Here is a 14,639-nt window from a genome sequence, read left to right as displayed (position 1 = left end):
CCGGGCTTCTGGCGCATGGTCTGCGCAGTGGCTTTCACGGCCTTTTGGTCGCGCGGCGTGTAGGCCCGCAACGCATGTTGCACACGGTTGCCCAGCTGGGCGAGCACGCTGTCGGGGATGTCCAGCGGGTTCTGCGTCACGAAATACACGCCCACGCCCTTGGAGCGCACCAGGCGCACCACCAGCTCGATGCGCTCGACCAGCACCTTGGGCGCTTCGTCGAACAAGAGGTGCGCCTCGTCGAAGAAGAACACCAGCTTGGGCTTCTCGGGGTCACCGATTTCCGGCAACTGCTCGAACAGCTCGGACAGCATCCACAAGAGGAAGGTCGCGTAAAGGCGCGGAGAGTTCAGCAACTTGTCGGCGGCCAGGATGTTGGCAACGCCGTGGCCCTTCTCGTCGGTCTGCAGGAAGTCGGCGATGTTGAGCATGGGTTCGCCGAAGAACTTTTCGCCGCCCTGCGATTCGATCTGCAGCAGCCCGCGCTGGATGGTGCCGACGCTGGCCGCGCTGACGTTGCCGTATTCGGTGCGGAAATCGGCCGCGTTGTCGCCCACATGCTGCAGCATCGCGCGCAGGTCTTTCAGGTCGAGCAGCAGCATGCCGTTGTCGTCGGCGATCTTGAAGACCAGGTTCAGCACGCCGGCCTGAGTTTCGTTGAGCCCGAGCATGCGGCCCAGCAGCAGCGGGCCCATATCGGAGACGGTTGCGCGCACCGGGTGGCCTTGCTCGCCAAAGACGTCCCAGAGCGTGGTGGGGCAGGCAAAGGGTTCGGGCGCCGGTAGCCCGCGCTCCTTGATGACTTCGGCCAACTTGCCTTCGATCTTGCCGGGTTGGCTGATGCCGGTGAGGTCGCCCTTGACGTCGGCCATGAAGACCGGGACGCCGATTTTCGAGAAGTTTTCGGCCAGCGCCTGCAAGGTCACGGTCTTGCCGGTGCCCGTGGCGCCAGTGACAAGTCCGTGCCGATTGGCCAAGCCGGGCAGCAAATGGCACTCGGTTTGGCCGTTTTTGGCGATCAAAAGAGGTTCAGCCATGGTGTGAAAAGTAAAATGCAGACCAACGCAATATAAGGCGAAGGGGAATACTTCAGTGGCCGGACACAGTAAATGGGCGAATATCCAGCACCGCAAGGGCCGCCAGGACGAAAAGCGGGGCAAGGTCTGGACGCGGGTCATCCGTGAAATCATGGTCGCGGCCCGCCTGGGCGGCGGCGACATGGCCATCAACCCCCGGCTCAGGCTCGCGGTCGAGAAAGCCAAAGCCGCCAACCTGCCGATCGACACGGTCAAGCGCAACATCGACAAGGCCACCGGCAACCTCGAAGGCGTGCACTACGAGGAAATCCGCTACGAGGGCTACGGCATCGGCGGCGCGGCGATCATCGTGGACACCATGACGGACAACAAGGTCCGCACCGTGGCCGACGTCCGCCATGCGTTCAGCAAGTACGGCGGCAGCATGGGCACGGCGGGTTCGGTCTCGTTCCAGTTCAAGCACGTGGGCCAGCTCATCTTTGCGCCGGGCACGAGTGAAGACAAGGTGATGGAAGTGGCGCTGGAAGCGGGCGCCGAAGACGTGATCACCGGCGATGATGGTGCCATCGAGGTGCTGACGGCCTACCCGGACTTCGAAGCCGTCAAGAACGCCCTGGAAGCAGCCGGCCTGAAGCCCGAAGTGGCCGAAGTCACGATGCGCCCGGAAAACACCATTGAACTCTCCGGCGAAGACGCGGCGAAAATGCAGAAGTTGCTGGATGTGATCGAGGACCTGGACGACGTGCAAGACGTCTTCCACAACGCAGAAATTGATCTATGAAAGTCCTCGTGATAGGTGGCGGCGGCCGTGAACACGCGCTGGCCTGGAAACTCGCCCAATCGCCGAAGGTGCAGGCGGTGTACGTGGCGCCCGGCAACGGCGGCACGGCGCTCGATGCGCGGCTGGAGAACGTAGACATCACCGACATCCCGGCGCTGCGCCAATGGGCGCTGGACCAGAAGATCCAGCTCACCGTGGTCGGCCCCGAGGCGCCGCTGGCGGCCGGTGTGGTCGACGATTTCCGCGCGCACGGTCTGCGGGTCTTCGGGCCGACCCAGGCGGCGGCGCAGCTGGAAAGCTCCAAGGCTTTCTCCAAGGCGTTCATGAAGCGCCATGGCATCCCCACGGCGGAATACGAAACCTTTTCCGACCCGGTGGCGGCCCACGCGTATGTGGACCGCATGGGCGCGCCCATCGTCGTGAAGGCCGATGGCCTGGCGGCGGGGAAGGGCGTGGTCGTCGCGACGACCGCGGCCGAGGCGCACGAGGCCATCGACTTCATGCTGCTGGACAACAAGCTGGGCGTCACGCATGTACGCGGAGAAGACGGACAGGTGGTCGCGCGCGTCGTGATCGAGGAGTTCCTTTCGGGCGAGGAAGCCAGCTTCATCGTGCTGTGCGACGGCAGGAACGTCACGGCGCTGGCCACCAGCCAGGACCACAAGCGCCTGCTCGACGACGACCAGGGCCCCAACACGGGCGGCATGGGAGCCTATTCGCCGGCGCCGGTGGTCACGCCCGAGATCCACGCACGCGCCATGCGCGAGATCATCCTGCCGACCATCAAGGGCATGGAAAGGGACGGCATTCCCTTCACCGGTTTCCTCTATGCGGGCTTGATGATCGACCCGCAGGGCCGCGTCAAGACGCTCGAATTCAACTGCCGCATGGGTGACCCGGAGACGCAGCCCATCATGATGCGGCTCAAGTCCGACCTGTACGACGTGATGATGCGCGCCACGTCCGGCACGCTGGACCAGATCGACCTGGAGTGGGACCGCCGCACGGCGCTGGGCGTGGTGATGGCCGCTGCCGGCTATCCCCTCAACCCGCGCAAGGGTGACGCGATCACGGGCCTGCCCAAGGCCAAGGAAGACTCGATGGTGTTTCACGCCGGCACGGTGCCGAAGGATGGCGGCACGCTGACCGCGGGCGGGCGGGTGCTCTGCGTCACGGCACTGGCAGACAGCGTCAAGGCGGCGCAGCATCGCGCTTACGAGGTTGCCGCCGAGATCCATTTCGACGGCGCCCAGTACCGCCGCGATATCGGCCATCGCGCGATCCGCGGTTGATACTTCCATGACCAACGTCGACGCCGTACGCGAGTACCTGCAGGACTTGCAGGCCCGCATCACCACGGCCTGCGCCGAAGTCGATGGCGGCACTTTCACCAAGGACAAGTGGATGAAGGGCAAGGGCGAGCCGCTGCAGGGCGACGGCGCGACCATGATCCTGGAAGAGGGCAACGTCTTCGAGCGCGCCGGCTGCGGCTTTTCGCACGTGGTGGGCACACGGCTGCCGCCGTCGGCCAGCCAGCATCGCCCGGAACTGGCCGGCGCCGGCTTCGAAGCGCTAGGCGTTTCGCTGGTGTTCCATCCGCGCAACCCCTATGTGCCGACGGTGCACATGAACGTGCGCATGATCTGCGCGACGCCCGAGAAGGGCGAACCGGTGTTCTGGTTCGGCGGTGGGATGGACCTGACGCCGTATTACGGGTTCGAAGAGGACGCCGAGCACTTCCACAGCGTGTGCAAGCAGGCGGTAGAGCCTTTTGGCGCCGATAAGTACCCGCGCTTCAAGACCTGGTGCGACGATTATTTCTATTTGAAGCACCGCGACGAGCAGCGCGGCATCGGCGGCATCTTCTTCGACGATTTTGCCGAAGGCGGTTTCATGAACAGCTTCGCGCTGATGAGCAGCGTGGGCGATTCATTCCTGGACGCCTATGTGCCCATCCTCAACGTCCGCAAGGGCACGCCCTACGGCGAGCGCGAACGCAACTTCCAGCTGTACCGGCGCGGCCGCTATGTGGAATTCAACCTGGTGTTCGACCGCGGCACGCACTTCGGCCTCCAGTCGGGCGGGCGCACGGAATCCATCCTGATGTCGATGCCGCCGCTGGTGAGCTGGGCCTACCAGCGCCAGACCAAGCCCGGCTCGCCCGAAGACGATCTCTACAAGAAATTCCTGGTTCGAAGGGACTGGGTGTGACCATTCCGGCGCGGCGCGTCGGCGTCTTCGGCGGCGCGTTCGACCCACCCCACGTCGCCCACGTGGCGCTGGCGCGGGCGGCGGTGGAGCAGCTGCGGCTGGACGAACTGCGTGTCTTTCCGACCGGGCAGGCGTGGCACAAACCCAACGCCCTCAGCCCGGCGGAACACCGCCTTGCCATGGCGCGCATCGCCTTCGACGGCCTGCCGCAGACGGTGATCGACGAACGTGAGCTGCGCCGCCCGGGCGCTACGTATACCATCGACACCCTGCGCGAACTCGCCGCCGAGATGCCCGGGGCTCAGCTGTTCCTCGTGATGGGCGAAGATCAGGCCGTTTCGCTGACCCGCTGGCACGAGTGGCGAGCCATCCTGGCGATGACCACCGTTTGCATGGCCTCGCGAGCCGCGGATCCGAATTCGGGGCCGCGACTGCTGCCTGTCGAAGCCGAGTTGAGGCTGCTGCGCCTGCCCGAGATGCCTGAGAGCGCCACCCAGGTGCGCGACCGAGTTGCCGCCGAAGAAGGGATCGCCCATCTGGTCCCGCCGGGCGTTGCACGTTATATTGACCAACATTCCCTTTACCAACCTGCCTGATGACCCAAGAAGCCGCCGCAAGAAAAGACACGCAACGCCTGCAAAGAGCCATCGTCGATGGCCTGGAGGACGTCAAAGCGCAGGACATCCAGGTTTTCAACACCGAGCACCTTTCGCCCTTGTTCGAACGCGTCATCGTCGCGTCGGGCACCTCGAATCGACAGACCAAGGCACTCGCGTCCAGCGTCCGCGATGCCGTCCGTGAGGCGGGCTTTCCCAAGCCGCGCATCGAAGGCGAGGAAAACGGCGAATGGATCATCGTGGACTGCGGTGCCGCAGTGGCGCACATCATGCAGCCGGCGATCCGGACGTACTATCATCTTGAAGAGATCTGGGGTGAGAAGCCCGTACGGTTGAAGTTCGGCGCCCCGAAGCCGGCGTTCGCCGAGGCTGAGCCCGAACCCGCCACAAAGAAGCCCGCCTCCAAGAAGGCACCCGCGAAGACAGCAGCAAAGGCAACTGCGAAGACGACAACCGGGAAACCGGCAGCCAAGGCGCCTGCGAAAAAAGCGCCCGCCAGGAAGTACCTTGTTCCCACACGCAAGCCGGCCGCGGGCAAGTCCACTGGCAAGACCGCAGGCAAGACGCCCACCCGCAAGAGATGAAGCTGCTGGTCGTGGCGGTCGGCCAGCGGGTCCCCGACTGGGCCCAGACCGCCTGGGACGACTATGCCAAGCGCTTCCCGCCTGAACTGCGCGTGGAACTGAAGGCCGTCAAGACCGAGCCGCGCGCTTCCAAGACGCTGGAAACGCTCTACGCCGCCGAAAGGCAGCGCATCGAGGCGGCCATTCCCAAGGGCACGCACGTGGTGGCGCTGGACGAGCGCGGCACCGCGCTCACCACAGTGGCCCTGGCGTCGCGCCTCAAAGGCTGGCAAATGCAGGGCGGCGATGTGGCGCTGGTGATCGGTGGTCCCGACGGGCTCGATCCCGGATTCAAGCAGGCCGCGCACGAGCGCGTCCGCCTGTCCGATCTGACGCTGCCGCACGCGATGGTGCGGGTGTTGCTGGTGGAACAGCTGTACCGCGCATGGTCGATCAATGCGAACCATCCCTATCACCGTGAATGATCCGAAGCCCACATTCGTTTACCTGGCATCCCAAAGCCCGCGCCGCAGGCAACTGCTGGAGCAGCTGGGCATCCGGCATGAACTGCTGCTGCCGGACGCCGGCGAAGATACCGAGTCGCTCGAAGACGTGCTGCCCGGCGAAGCACCGGCCCGCTACGTCGTGCGGGTGACCGGGCTCAAACTCGACGCCGCGTTGGCGCGCATGAAGCGCCGCGGCCTCCCGCCCGCGCCGGTGCTGTGCTCGGACACGACGGTGGCGCGGGGCCGCACGATTTACGGCAAGCCGGCCGATGCGCAAGACGCGGCGCGCATGCTGCGCGAGCTGTCCGGGTCCACGCATCGGGTGCTGACGGCCGTGGCGGTGCAATCGGGCCGCAAACGCCAGGAGGCGCTGAGCGATTCACGCGTCACCTTCGCGGCGATGACGCCCGCGCAGATCAAAAACTACGTCGAGGGCGGCGAGCCCATGGGCAAGGCCGGCGCCTATGCGGTGCAGGGCAGGGCGGCGGCCTATATTTCGCACATCAGCGGCAGCTACTCTGGCATCATGGGTTTGCCCATGCACGAAACCACGCAGCTGCTGCGCGGGCTGGGTTTCAAGATCTAGATAGTGAGACAAATGCAGCAGGACATCCTGATCAACTGGTCGCCGCAGGAGACGCGCGTGGCCATCGTCGAAAACGGCGCCGTGCAGGAACTGCATGTGGAACGCACGCTGGAACGCGGGCTGGTCAGCAACGTCTACCTGGGCAAGGTGGCACGCGTTCTGCCGGGCATGCAGTCGGCCTTCATCGACATCGGCCTGGAGCGCGCGGCGTTCCTGCACGTGGCGGACGTCTGGCACCGCCAGCCCGAGGGCGAGCCGCCGGGGTTTGTGCGCAACACGCTGCCGCAGGTGCCGATCGAAAAGCAGGTGTTCGAAGGCCAGTCGCTGATGGTGCAGGTGATCAAGGACCCGATCGGCACCAAGGGCGCACGGCTGTCGACGCAGATCAGCATCGCTGGGCGCCTGCTCGTGTTCCTGCCGCAGGACGACCACGTGGGCGTCTCCCAGAAGATCCCGGTTGAGCAGCGCGAAGCGCTGCGTGGCCGGCTGCAGGCGCTGGTCGGCGCGCAGGGCGGCGGCTTCATCCTGCGTACCAATGGCGAAGACGCGTCGGACGCCGAACTGGCGGAAGACATCGCGTACCTGCGCAAGACCTGGACCCGCATCAAGGAGGCTTCCACCCGCCTGCCGCCGATGTCGCTGCTGCACCAGGATCTGGACCTGCTGCAGCGCGTGCTGCGCGACCTGGTGAGCGAGGAGACACAGACCATCCGCCTTGACTCGAAAGAGCAGTTCGCGCGGCTGCATGCCTTCGGGCAGGAGTTCATGCCGGCCGCTGCCGGGCGGCTGCAGTTGTACAAGGGCGAGCGGCCGATCTTCGACCTGTTTTCGATCGACGACGAAATCGCCAAGGCGCTGGGCCGCCGCGTCGATCTCAAGTCGGGCGGCTACGTGATCGTCGACCAGACCGAAGCGCTGACCACCGTCGACGTCAACACCGGCGGATTCGTGGGCGCGCGCAATTTCGACGACACGATCTTCAAGACCAACCTGGAAGCGGCGCAAGCCATCGCGCGGCAACTTCGGCTGCGCAACCTGGGCGGCATCATCATCGTGGATTTCATCGACATGGGGCGCGAAGACCATCGCGACGCCGTGCTGGCGGAGTTCCGCAAGCAGCTGGGGCGCGACCGGGTCAAGACCATGTCGGGCGGCTTCTCGCAACTGGGCCTGGTGGAGATGACGCGCAAGCGCACCCGCGAATCGCTGGCGCACATGCTGTGCGAGCCTTGCCTCGCCTGCCAGGGCAAGGGCACGGTGAAGACCGCGCGCAGCGTGGCGTACGACATCTTGCGCGAGATACTTCGAGAGGCGCGCCAGTTCAATCCGCGCGAATACCGCGTCGTGGCGTCGCCCAAGGTGATCGAGCTGTTCCTCGACGAGGAAAGCCAGCATCTGGCCGGCCTGTCGGATTTCATCGGCAAGCCGATCTCGCTGCAAAGCGAAAGCGCGATGGGGCAGGAACAGTACGATATCGTGCTGCTCTGATGCGCCCCCCGATCCCGATCCTTACCTATCACCAGGTCGACGCCACGCCGCCGCGCGATACGGCCTATCGCAGCCTGGTGGTGTCGCCCGCGACGTTCGCGCGGCAAATGGGCCTGCTGAAGGTGCTGGGCTACCAGGGCCTCTCCATGACGGCGCTGGAGCCGTACCTGCGCGGCGAGAAAACCGGCAAGGTCGTGGGGATCACGCTCGACGACGGCTACGTCAACAACCTCGAGCACGCACTGCCGGTCCTGCAGCGCCACGGCTTCAGCGCGACGTGCTACATCGTGAGTGGCCAGATGGGCGGTTCCAACATGTGGGACCATGCCAAAGGGGTCGCACCCAAGCGGCTGATGAACGCGGCGCAGCTCAAGGCATGGGTGGCGGGCGGCCAGGAGGCCGGCGGACACACGCGCAACCACCTGGATCTTCTCAAGATCAGCGACGACCTGGCTCGCGACGAGATCGCGGGCTGCCGGCGCGACCTGCAGGACCTGCTGGGCACCGAGGTGCGGCACTTTTGCTATCCCTACGGATTTCACCGGCCCGAGCATGCGGCGATGGTGCGGGAAGCCGGCTACACCACCGGCACGACCACCCAGCGTTCCCGCACGCATGCTGCCGACGATTTGTTCGAATTGCCGCGCGTGCCCGTGCTGCGCACGACGTCGTGGCCCGTGCTGTGGATGAAGGTTGCGACCCGGTATGAGGACAAGCGCCGCGATGGCCGCTGAAACGCCGCGCCGCCTGCGCATCGCCGTGTTGAACCGCGTGTTCAGCCGCGCCGGCGGGGGCGCCGAAAGCTATTCGATCCATGTCGTGGAGCATCTGGCCGCGCGGCACGAAGTGCATGTGTTCGCGCAAGAGATCGTTCACGAGTTTCCCGGCGTCGTGTACCACCGGGTCTCACGCCCGCTGGTCAAGCCGCGCTGGATCAACCAGCTCTGGTACGCGACCCGCACCTGGTGGGCCACGCGGCACGGCTTCGACGCGGTGCACTCGCATGAGAACACTTGGCACGGCGACGTCCAGACCATTCACGTCAAGCCGGTGCGTGGCAACTTGCTGGTAGGGCGGAGAGACGGGGCCTTGGCGCTCGCGTGGCTGAAGATCGTCACCAGCCCTCGCCTTATCGCGAACCTGAGGCTGGAGTCGGCCCGCTTCGAGCGGAAGCCTGGACGCGCGATCGTGCTGGCTTCAGAGACGTTGCGGCAACAGGCCGCCGCCGCGTATCCCTCCGCGGGGCCGATGATGTCGGTCATCACGCCGGGCGTAGACCTGCCGGCCGCGGGGCCATCGCCGGGCGAGGCACGCCGGCTCCTGGGCTTGCCGCAATCCGGTGTGCTGATGCTGTTCGTCGCGAACGACTATGCGCGCAAGGGCCTGGACGCTTTGCTGGCGGCGATGGCTCGCCTTCCCGAAGGCACGATGCTGGCCGTGGTGGGCAACCCCGCCGGCATCCCGGCCTACAAGGAGCAGGCGCGGCGCCTTCACGTTGCCGAACAGGTTCACTTTCTCGGCACGATGAAGGACGTGAGCCTGGCCTATCGTGCCGCCACGCTGCTCGTGCATCCGACGCTGGACGACACCTTCGCCATGGTGGTGCTGGAGGCCATGGCGCACGGACTTCCGGTGGTGGTGAGCGGGCCTGCGTACTGCGGCATTTCGGCGCTGCTGAAGAACGGCGAAGATGCATTGCTGCTGGACGATCCTCGCAACGAGCGGCAGTTGTCCGCAGCGCTGTCGCGGCTGCTGGCCGATACGGCACTGGCCGCAAAATTGTCCGAGAACGGCCGCCGTTTTGCCCGGGACCACACGTGGGAAGAGGCGGCGCGGCGGTACGAAGCGCTTTATCTTTCGACGGTCTCTTAGGCCACCAGCTTGAAGTGCTTGCGGCTGAAGTCCAGGCCGGTCAGGTTTTCGATGGCCTTCGACAGGCGGTACTTTCGCTCCTTGCGTGTGAGCTGGTAGTCGGGGTTGAACACCAGTTCCTGCTCGGCCTCGGTGGCCAGCCAATGCGCCATCACCTTCGGATGCGTGCCCTTGAATGGCGTCACGGCCTGCGGGTCGAAGTTGGCGTAGTTGATCGTCGGCACCACCGCGCCCTGCCAGTATTTGGACACCTGGTCGAGCTTGGCCTGCATGTATTCGGCGCGGCGCACCCAGCCGTAGTGGTAGATGTGCGCCCCGGCCAGCGCACCGTGCGGGTTGCGGGGTTTCTTGTGCTGGTGCATCACCAGCCAGTACTGGCCGTCCGGAGCGTACGTGCGAATGGTGTTGCGCACCAGCCGGCATTCGCGCCGGTACCAGCCCGGGCTGATGGAGATATAGCCCGGCGAGCCGTAGAAGTGCAGGTAGTCGAACACCAGCGCCTCGACAGCCGGGTTGCCGTGGTGCTTCTCGACGCTGGCGCGGATGGCATCCAGCTCGCTCTCGTGCACCACCTCGTCGCCTTCGAGGTAAAAAGCCCAGTCGCCGGTGCAGGCGTACTGCGCCATCATCTTCTGCTGCGCGTAGACGAAACCACGGTCGGCCATGCGTTCGTTCCACACCGTTTCGATGATGCGAATCTTCGGGTCGCCGATGGCCTGCACGCGCGCCAACGTGTCGTCCTCCCCGCGCCCCACAGCGACGACGAACTCGTCCACGAGCGGCAGCAGCGACCGGATCGACTCCTCGAACGGAAAGCCCAGCGAGACGCCGTTGCGGATAAAGGTGAAGCCGCTGATCGAAACCTTCATTCCAGAACTTCCTCTTGCGAGCTGTCCAGGTCGCTCGTCACAGCCAGGTTGTACAGGCGAGCGTAGTGGCCGTTGCGGCGCAGCAGCTCATCGTGCGAGCCTTCTTCGACGATCTTGCCCGCGCCCATGACCAGGATGCGGTCAGCGTGCTCGATGGTGGACAGCCGGTGCGCGATGATGAGCGTGGTGCGGCCTGCCATCAGGCGCTGGAGCGCGGACTTCACGGCCTGCTCGGATTCCGTGTCCAGCGCCGACGTGGCCTCGTCGAGCACCAGGATGGGAGCGTCCTTGTAGAGCGCACGCGCGATCGCGAGCCGCTGGCGCTGCCCTCCCGAGAGCTGCGTGGCGTTGTGGCCGACGACAGTGTCCATCCCTTCCGGCAAGCCGGCGACGTGTGCGTCGAGGTTGGCGGCTTCCAGTGCGCGGGCGATGCGTTCGCGATCGGGCGGGAGGCCCAGCGTCACGTTCGCGGCAATGGTGTCGTTGAACATCACGACGTCCTGGCTGACGAACGAAAACTGCCTGCGCAGCGCCGACAGGCGCCAATCGCGCAGCTCGACGCCGTCCAGCGTGATGCGGCCGCTGGTGATTTCGACGAACCGCGGCAGCAGGTTGACCAGCGTCGTCTTGCCCGAGCCGGAACTGCCGACCAGTGCCATCGTCTGCCCCGGATCGACGCGCAGGCTGACGGCTTCCAGTGCGTCGCGGTTGCTGCCGGCATAGCGCACCGTCACGCCTTCCAGCACCAGTTCGCCGCGGGCGTGCGCGGCCTCGTGCGTGCCTTCCTGTTCGGGCGGCGTGTTCTGGATCAGGTCCAGGCCGCGTTCGACGGCGGCCAGGCCCCGCGTGATCGGCGATGCCACTTCCGACAGGTGCTTGATGGGTGAGATCAGCATCAGCATCGCCGTCACGAAAGCGGCGAAGGCGCCCACGGTGATCCCGCTGGTGCTGCTTTGCCACAGTGCGGTGCAGATCACCGCCGACAGTGCGAGCGCGGCCAGCATCTGCGTGAGCGGCGTCATGGCGGAAGCGGCGATGGTGGACTTCATGGCCAGGCGCCGCAGCTCGCTGCTGAGGCGCTCGAAGCGCTCGCCCTGGGCCTGCTGCGCCTCGTGCAGGCGCACCACGCGATGGGCCAGCACGTTCTCCTCCACCACGTACGCCAGGCGATCGGTGGCCTTCTGGCTGGCCTGGGTGATGCGATGCAGCCGCTTGGACAGCACCTTCATCACATAGGCCACGCCGGGGAAAATCACCAGCACGATCAGGGTGAGCTTCCAGTTCAGGTAGAGCAGGTAGCCCATCAGCGCGACGAGCGTCAGCGTGTCCTTGATCAGCGACAACATGGCGTTGACCAGCAGGAGGGTGCCGGTCTGCACTTCGTAGACCACGGTGTTGGACAAGGCGCTGGCGGACGTCTGGCCGAACAGCGTCATCGGCGCGTCCAGCAAGCGGCCGAACAGCCGGCTGCGCAGCCGCACCATCGCGTGGTTGGCCATGTAGGCCAGCGAATACTGGGCGATGAAACCGGCCAGGCCGCGAATGCCGAAGAGGCCCAGCAACGCCACGGGCACGACCCAGAGATAGAGCGTGCCGCCCTGGAAACCACGGTCCAGCAGCGGCTTCATCAGCGCCGGGATGACCGGCTCGGTGAGCGCGACGACGATGGTGGCAATGAGCAGCCCCGGCATGCTCCAGCCGGCGCCTTTGAAGTACGGCAGCAGTTGCGCGATGCGCGACCTGAGACTCGCTGCGGCTGTATTCATCGCCGCTCGGCGGACAGCGAATGCATGACCATGGCCGCAACCTCTTGTGGGGAAATGTCCGACACCCGGTCCGTCGCCGAGCGCAGTGCAGTGTAAGTGCAGTCTGCCGGCATCCGCCATTCGGGCGCGATCTTCGCGGCGAACAGCGGCACGATGGGCGCGCGCGTGGTGAGCGCCAGGTGCATCAGTCCGCCGTCGGGGCAGGCCGTCACGGCAGCGGCATCCAGCACCGCGCGCGTTTCGGGCAGCGTCAGGCGGCCCGTGAGGTCGGCGACCTCGGCACTGCCGGACAGCGCCTGGGCCAGGGCTTGCGCTTGCGTCCTGGCGTTGTCGCTGCCGACAAGCACGAACCGGCGCCGGCCCGCCGCCAGCAGCTCGCGCATGACTGCTTCCCAGTGGGAATAGGTGCGCGCGTCATGGACGCCGCCCACGCCGAGCGCAACGGCACCGGGCGCCACGGTCGAGTGCTCGGGCTGGATCGGCCCCAGTTTCTGGCGGCCATGGTGGTCGATCTGTGCGGGGCTCAGCGCCTGTCCGGCCAGGTCCGCCAAGCGCTGCGCCGCAAAAAGGCCGCGATGAAAATTGGGGCCAGTGAAGTTCTCGTGCACCGACACCCACGGCAGGCGCGGGAAGCTGCGCATCTTCGGCTGCAGGGGACGGCGCTTGTTGCTGAGCACGATCGCACACTGGTATTCCGCACCCACGAAGTCGGAAGCAAGCGAGCCCACCCTGCGCAGCCAGGGATCGCCCTGGAATACCGCTGCGAGCGCAGGGACGGTGAACAGGTCGACTTCGAACCCCAGCTCCTGCAGCAGGGAGCGCGGCGCGAGGTCCATCAGGGCATCCCCGAGCTGCGCTTCGCCGAAGTAGCACCACAGGACCTTGCGCGCAGCTGCGGGGAAACGGTCATGCTTGAACTTGCGCTGGCCCGTGAGCCAGAGCACGCCCTGGCGCAACGCGGCCCGGCGGGCAGCCTTCGCCGGGCCGACAGCGGCCAGGTGGCTGGCAGCGCTTTCGCCGGGCACGGGCCGGCTCAGCGGCTGCGTCGCGGAGGCGAGGGCGAGTTTGCGCAGCATCGCGGTCAGGCGGGACGGGCTTGGGGTATCTGCGGCGCCGACCCGGCGGCCAGCAAGAGCCCGAAGAGGATGCAGAAGTAGTCGCCGATGAGGGCGTCGTAGAGCATGGAATTGAACATGCACACGGCAGCGAAGATCACCACCAGCGACCAGGCCGCCTCGCGAACCGGCGGCGTGAACCGCGACGCGTCATGCGCCAGCGCGGCCAGGAGCGCGAGGAACAGCGCGACGCCCACCGCACCCAATTGCACGGCCCACATCAGGTATTCCTGGTGCGGGTTGCGCAGGTTCTGTACTTCGCTGCGCAGGTGAGTGCCCTCTAGCCGGCGGAATTCGGTGTTCCAGCTGCCCACCCCATGGCCCAGGATCGGGCGTTCGGCGAAGGCCTCGACCGATCGACGCCAGTACGTCAGGCGCAGGCCCGACGAGGTGGGTTTGACGTCGCCGCGCTGGTAGGCCTGGGCTTCGGACACCACGGCCGCGGCCCGGTCGCGGAATTCCGTCGGCAACCACAGCATCGCGGCCACGAGCAACAAAGGCGCCGCGAGCGCGGCCGGACGCAACCGGCCCGGGAGCGCCCACAGCAGCGACATCGTCAGCACCGCGAGCAAGGCGACATGGCCGCTGCGCCCGGGCAAGAGGAACAACACGTTGCCCGCGCACAGCAAGGCGATGGCAACGCCGATCTTTGTGCCATGCCGGCCCGGAATCTCATGGCGCAGGTGCCACGCGAGCGCCCCCAGGCCGACGGTCATGATCGACTGGTCGAGGTAGCTGGAAAACACCGCGCCTTCCGAGGTGCGTTCGACAACGGTCTTGTAGACCCAGGGGAGGGGTACGTTGACGCTGAGCAGGTAAGACGACGCCACGACGAACAGCTGCGCGCACGCGTACACGCCGAGGGCGATGAGGGCGTGCCGCCGGGTGGGCAAGACCAGCAGCAGCAAGGGAATCGCCAGCAGCTTGCTGTACTTGACCCAGTCATGGGCGCCCTGCGACAAGGTCGCGGATGTGTACCCCAGGCTCATTGCCAGGGCGCCCAGCATCAAGGCAATGACCACCAATGTGCGGCGGCCTTGCAGCGGCTCCAGCCGCCTGCGCCCGGCCACCGCACCGAGCAAAAGCGACAGCGCGAAGACCAGCAGCACGGCCTTGAAGACATTGGTGGCGGCCAGCGAAATGGGCACCGAAGCCGCGACGGCATAGGCAGGCCACGGCCGAAGGCTTTCCCAACTGAATCTTTCCGACACCCGGTCCCACCTCTTCG

At 66.1% G+C, this 14,639-nt stretch carries 15 protein-coding genes; 10 read left to right on the top strand and 5 right to left on the bottom strand.

Going from position 1 to position 14,639, the window contains the following annotated elements; translation table 11 throughout:
• Nucleotides 1-1,037: helicase HerA-like domain-containing protein (locus EEB15_RS25385; protein WP_141512748.1), on the bottom strand; the 1,037-nt coding region annotated here is incomplete at its 3' end.
• 55 nt (nucleotides 1,038-1,092) lie between these two features.
• On the opposite strand from EEB15_RS25385, the gene EEB15_RS25380 reads away from it, so the two are divergent.
• Genes EEB15_RS25380 through EEB15_RS25335 form a run of 10 tightly spaced genes read left to right on the top strand, consistent with a single transcriptional unit; the run spans nucleotide 1,093 to nucleotide 9,661 of the window.
• Complete coding sequence (locus EEB15_RS25380) at nucleotides 1,093-1,818, top strand: YebC/PmpR family DNA-binding transcriptional regulator (protein WP_141512747.1); 726 nt, start codon at nucleotides 1,093-1,095, stop codon at nucleotides 1,816-1,818.
• Nucleotides 1,815-3,110, top strand: coding sequence for a phosphoribosylamine--glycine ligase (gene purD / locus EEB15_RS25375; protein ID WP_141512746.1), 1,296 nt, complete (start codon nucleotides 1,815-1,817; stop codon nucleotides 3,108-3,110). The genes EEB15_RS25380 and purD overlap by 4 nt, the downstream gene beginning before the upstream one ends.
• Before the next feature lie 7 nt (nucleotides 3,111-3,117).
• Nucleotides 3,118-4,029 (top strand): oxygen-dependent coproporphyrinogen oxidase, encoded by a 912-nt coding sequence (gene hemF / locus EEB15_RS25370; protein WP_141512745.1) that lies wholly within the window; start codon nucleotides 3,118-3,120, stop codon nucleotides 4,027-4,029.
• A complete protein-coding gene (nadD, locus tag EEB15_RS25365; RefSeq protein WP_233259617.1) occupies nucleotides 4,026-4,625 on the top strand; it encodes a nicotinate-nucleotide adenylyltransferase in 600 nt (199 codons plus the stop codon). The genes hemF and nadD overlap by 4 nt, the downstream gene beginning before the upstream one ends.
• A complete protein-coding gene (gene rsfS, locus EEB15_RS25360) occupies nucleotides 4,625-5,230 on the top strand; it encodes a ribosome silencing factor (protein ID WP_141512744.1) in 606 nt (201 codons plus the stop codon). The genes nadD and rsfS overlap by 1 nt, the downstream gene beginning before the upstream one ends.
• The gene (gene rlmH / locus EEB15_RS25355; protein WP_141512743.1) at nucleotides 5,227-5,694 is read left to right on the top strand and encodes a 23S rRNA (pseudouridine(1915)-N(3))-methyltransferase RlmH; all 468 of its coding nucleotides are present in this window, start codon (nucleotides 5,227-5,229) and stop codon (nucleotides 5,692-5,694) included. Before rsfS ends, rlmH begins: the two co-directional genes overlap by 4 nt.
• A complete protein-coding gene (locus tag EEB15_RS25350; protein ID WP_141512742.1) occupies nucleotides 5,666-6,301 on the top strand; it encodes a nucleoside triphosphate pyrophosphatase in 636 nt (211 codons plus the stop codon). Before rlmH ends, EEB15_RS25350 begins: the two co-directional genes overlap by 29 nt.
• Nucleotides 6,302-6,313: 12 nt before the next feature.
• Nucleotides 6,314-7,789 carry a ribonuclease G gene (gene rng, locus EEB15_RS25345; protein ID WP_141512741.1) on the top strand — a complete coding sequence of 492 codons (1,476 nt, stop codon included), beginning with the start codon at nucleotides 6,314-6,316 and terminating at the stop codon, nucleotides 7,787-7,789.
• Complete coding sequence (locus tag EEB15_RS25340; protein ID WP_141512740.1) at nucleotides 7,789-8,523, top strand: polysaccharide deacetylase family protein; 735 nt, start codon at nucleotides 7,789-7,791, stop codon at nucleotides 8,521-8,523. Before rng ends, EEB15_RS25340 begins: the two co-directional genes overlap by 1 nt.
• A complete protein-coding gene (locus EEB15_RS25335; RefSeq protein WP_141512739.1) occupies nucleotides 8,513-9,661 on the top strand; it encodes a glycosyltransferase family 4 protein in 1,149 nt (382 codons plus the stop codon). The genes EEB15_RS25340 and EEB15_RS25335 overlap by 11 nt, the downstream gene beginning before the upstream one ends.
• On the opposite strand, the gene EEB15_RS25330 is transcribed toward EEB15_RS25335, so the two are convergent.
• The 4 genes from EEB15_RS25330 to EEB15_RS25315 are packed head-to-tail and all read right to left on the bottom strand — an operon-like array spanning nucleotide 9,658 to nucleotide 14,622.
• Nucleotides 9,658-10,530 carry a glycosyltransferase gene (locus tag EEB15_RS25330; RefSeq protein ID WP_141512738.1) on the bottom strand — a complete coding sequence of 291 codons (873 nt, stop codon included), beginning with the start codon at nucleotides 10,528-10,530 and terminating at the stop codon, nucleotides 9,658-9,660. The two genes, EEB15_RS25335 and EEB15_RS25330, sit on opposite strands and share 4 nt — an antisense overlap.
• Nucleotides 10,527-12,296, bottom strand: a complete 1,770-nt coding sequence (msbA, locus tag EEB15_RS25325; protein ID WP_141512737.1) for a lipid A export permease/ATP-binding protein MsbA — start codon at nucleotides 12,294-12,296, stop codon at nucleotides 10,527-10,529. Before msbA ends, EEB15_RS25330 begins: the two co-directional genes overlap by 4 nt.
• Nucleotides 12,293-13,372 carry a glycosyltransferase family 9 protein gene (locus tag EEB15_RS25320; protein ID WP_141512736.1) on the bottom strand — a complete coding sequence of 360 codons (1,080 nt, stop codon included), beginning with the start codon at nucleotides 13,370-13,372 and terminating at the stop codon, nucleotides 12,293-12,295. The genes msbA and EEB15_RS25320 overlap by 4 nt, the downstream gene beginning before the upstream one ends.
• Nucleotides 13,373-13,377: 5 nt before the next feature.
• A complete protein-coding gene (locus EEB15_RS25315; RefSeq protein ID WP_141512735.1) occupies nucleotides 13,378-14,622 on the bottom strand; it encodes an O-antigen ligase in 1,245 nt (414 codons plus the stop codon).
• Nucleotides 14,623-14,639: the final 17 nt, after the last annotated feature.

Origin of the sequence: Ramlibacter sp. WS9 (genome assembly GCF_003797765.1) — a bacterium.
GTDB lineage: Bacteria > Pseudomonadota > Gammaproteobacteria > Burkholderiales > Burkholderiaceae_C > Ramlibacter.
The sequence above is the reverse complement of the archived record's forward strand: the minus strand, read 5'-3'. Positions and strand labels throughout refer to the sequence as shown.

What these genes read in the sequence shown, in the direction of transcription:
- purD (WP_141512746.1), top strand. Translation starts at nt 1,815, where the DNA reads ATGAAAGTCCTCGTGATAGGTGGCGGCGGCCGTGAACACGCGCTGGCC.
- hemF (WP_141512745.1), top strand. Translation starts at nt 3,118, where the DNA reads ATGACCAACGTCGACGCCGTACGCGAGTACCTGCAGGACTTGCAGGCC.
- rsfS (WP_141512744.1), top strand. Translation starts at nt 4,625, where the DNA reads ATGACCCAAGAAGCCGCCGCAAGAAAAGACACGCAACGCCTGCAAAGA.
- rlmH (WP_141512743.1), top strand. Translation starts at nt 5,227, where the DNA reads ATGAAGCTGCTGGTCGTGGCGGTCGGCCAGCGGGTCCCCGACTGGGCC.
- EEB15_RS25350 (WP_141512742.1), top strand. Translation starts at nt 5,666, where the DNA reads ATGCGAACCATCCCTATCACCGTGAATGATCCGAAGCCCACATTCGTT.
- rng (WP_141512741.1), top strand. Translation starts at nt 6,314, where the DNA reads ATGCAGCAGGACATCCTGATCAACTGGTCGCCGCAGGAGACGCGCGTG.
- EEB15_RS25340 (WP_141512740.1), top strand. Translation starts at nt 7,789, where the DNA reads ATGCGCCCCCCGATCCCGATCCTTACCTATCACCAGGTCGACGCCACG.
- EEB15_RS25335 (WP_141512739.1), top strand. Translation starts at nt 8,513, where the DNA reads ATGGCCGCTGAAACGCCGCGCCGCCTGCGCATCGCCGTGTTGAACCGC.
- EEB15_RS25330 (WP_141512738.1), bottom strand. Translation starts at nt 10,530, where the DNA reads ATGAAGGTTTCGATCAGCGGCTTCACCTTTATCCGCAACGGCGTCTCG.
- msbA (WP_141512737.1), bottom strand. Translation starts at nt 12,296, where the DNA reads ATGAATACAGCCGCAGCGAGTCTCAGGTCGCGCATCGCGCAACTGCTG.
- EEB15_RS25320 (WP_141512736.1), bottom strand. Translation starts at nt 13,372, where the DNA reads ATGCTGCGCAAACTCGCCCTCGCCTCCGCGACGCAGCCGCTGAGCCGG.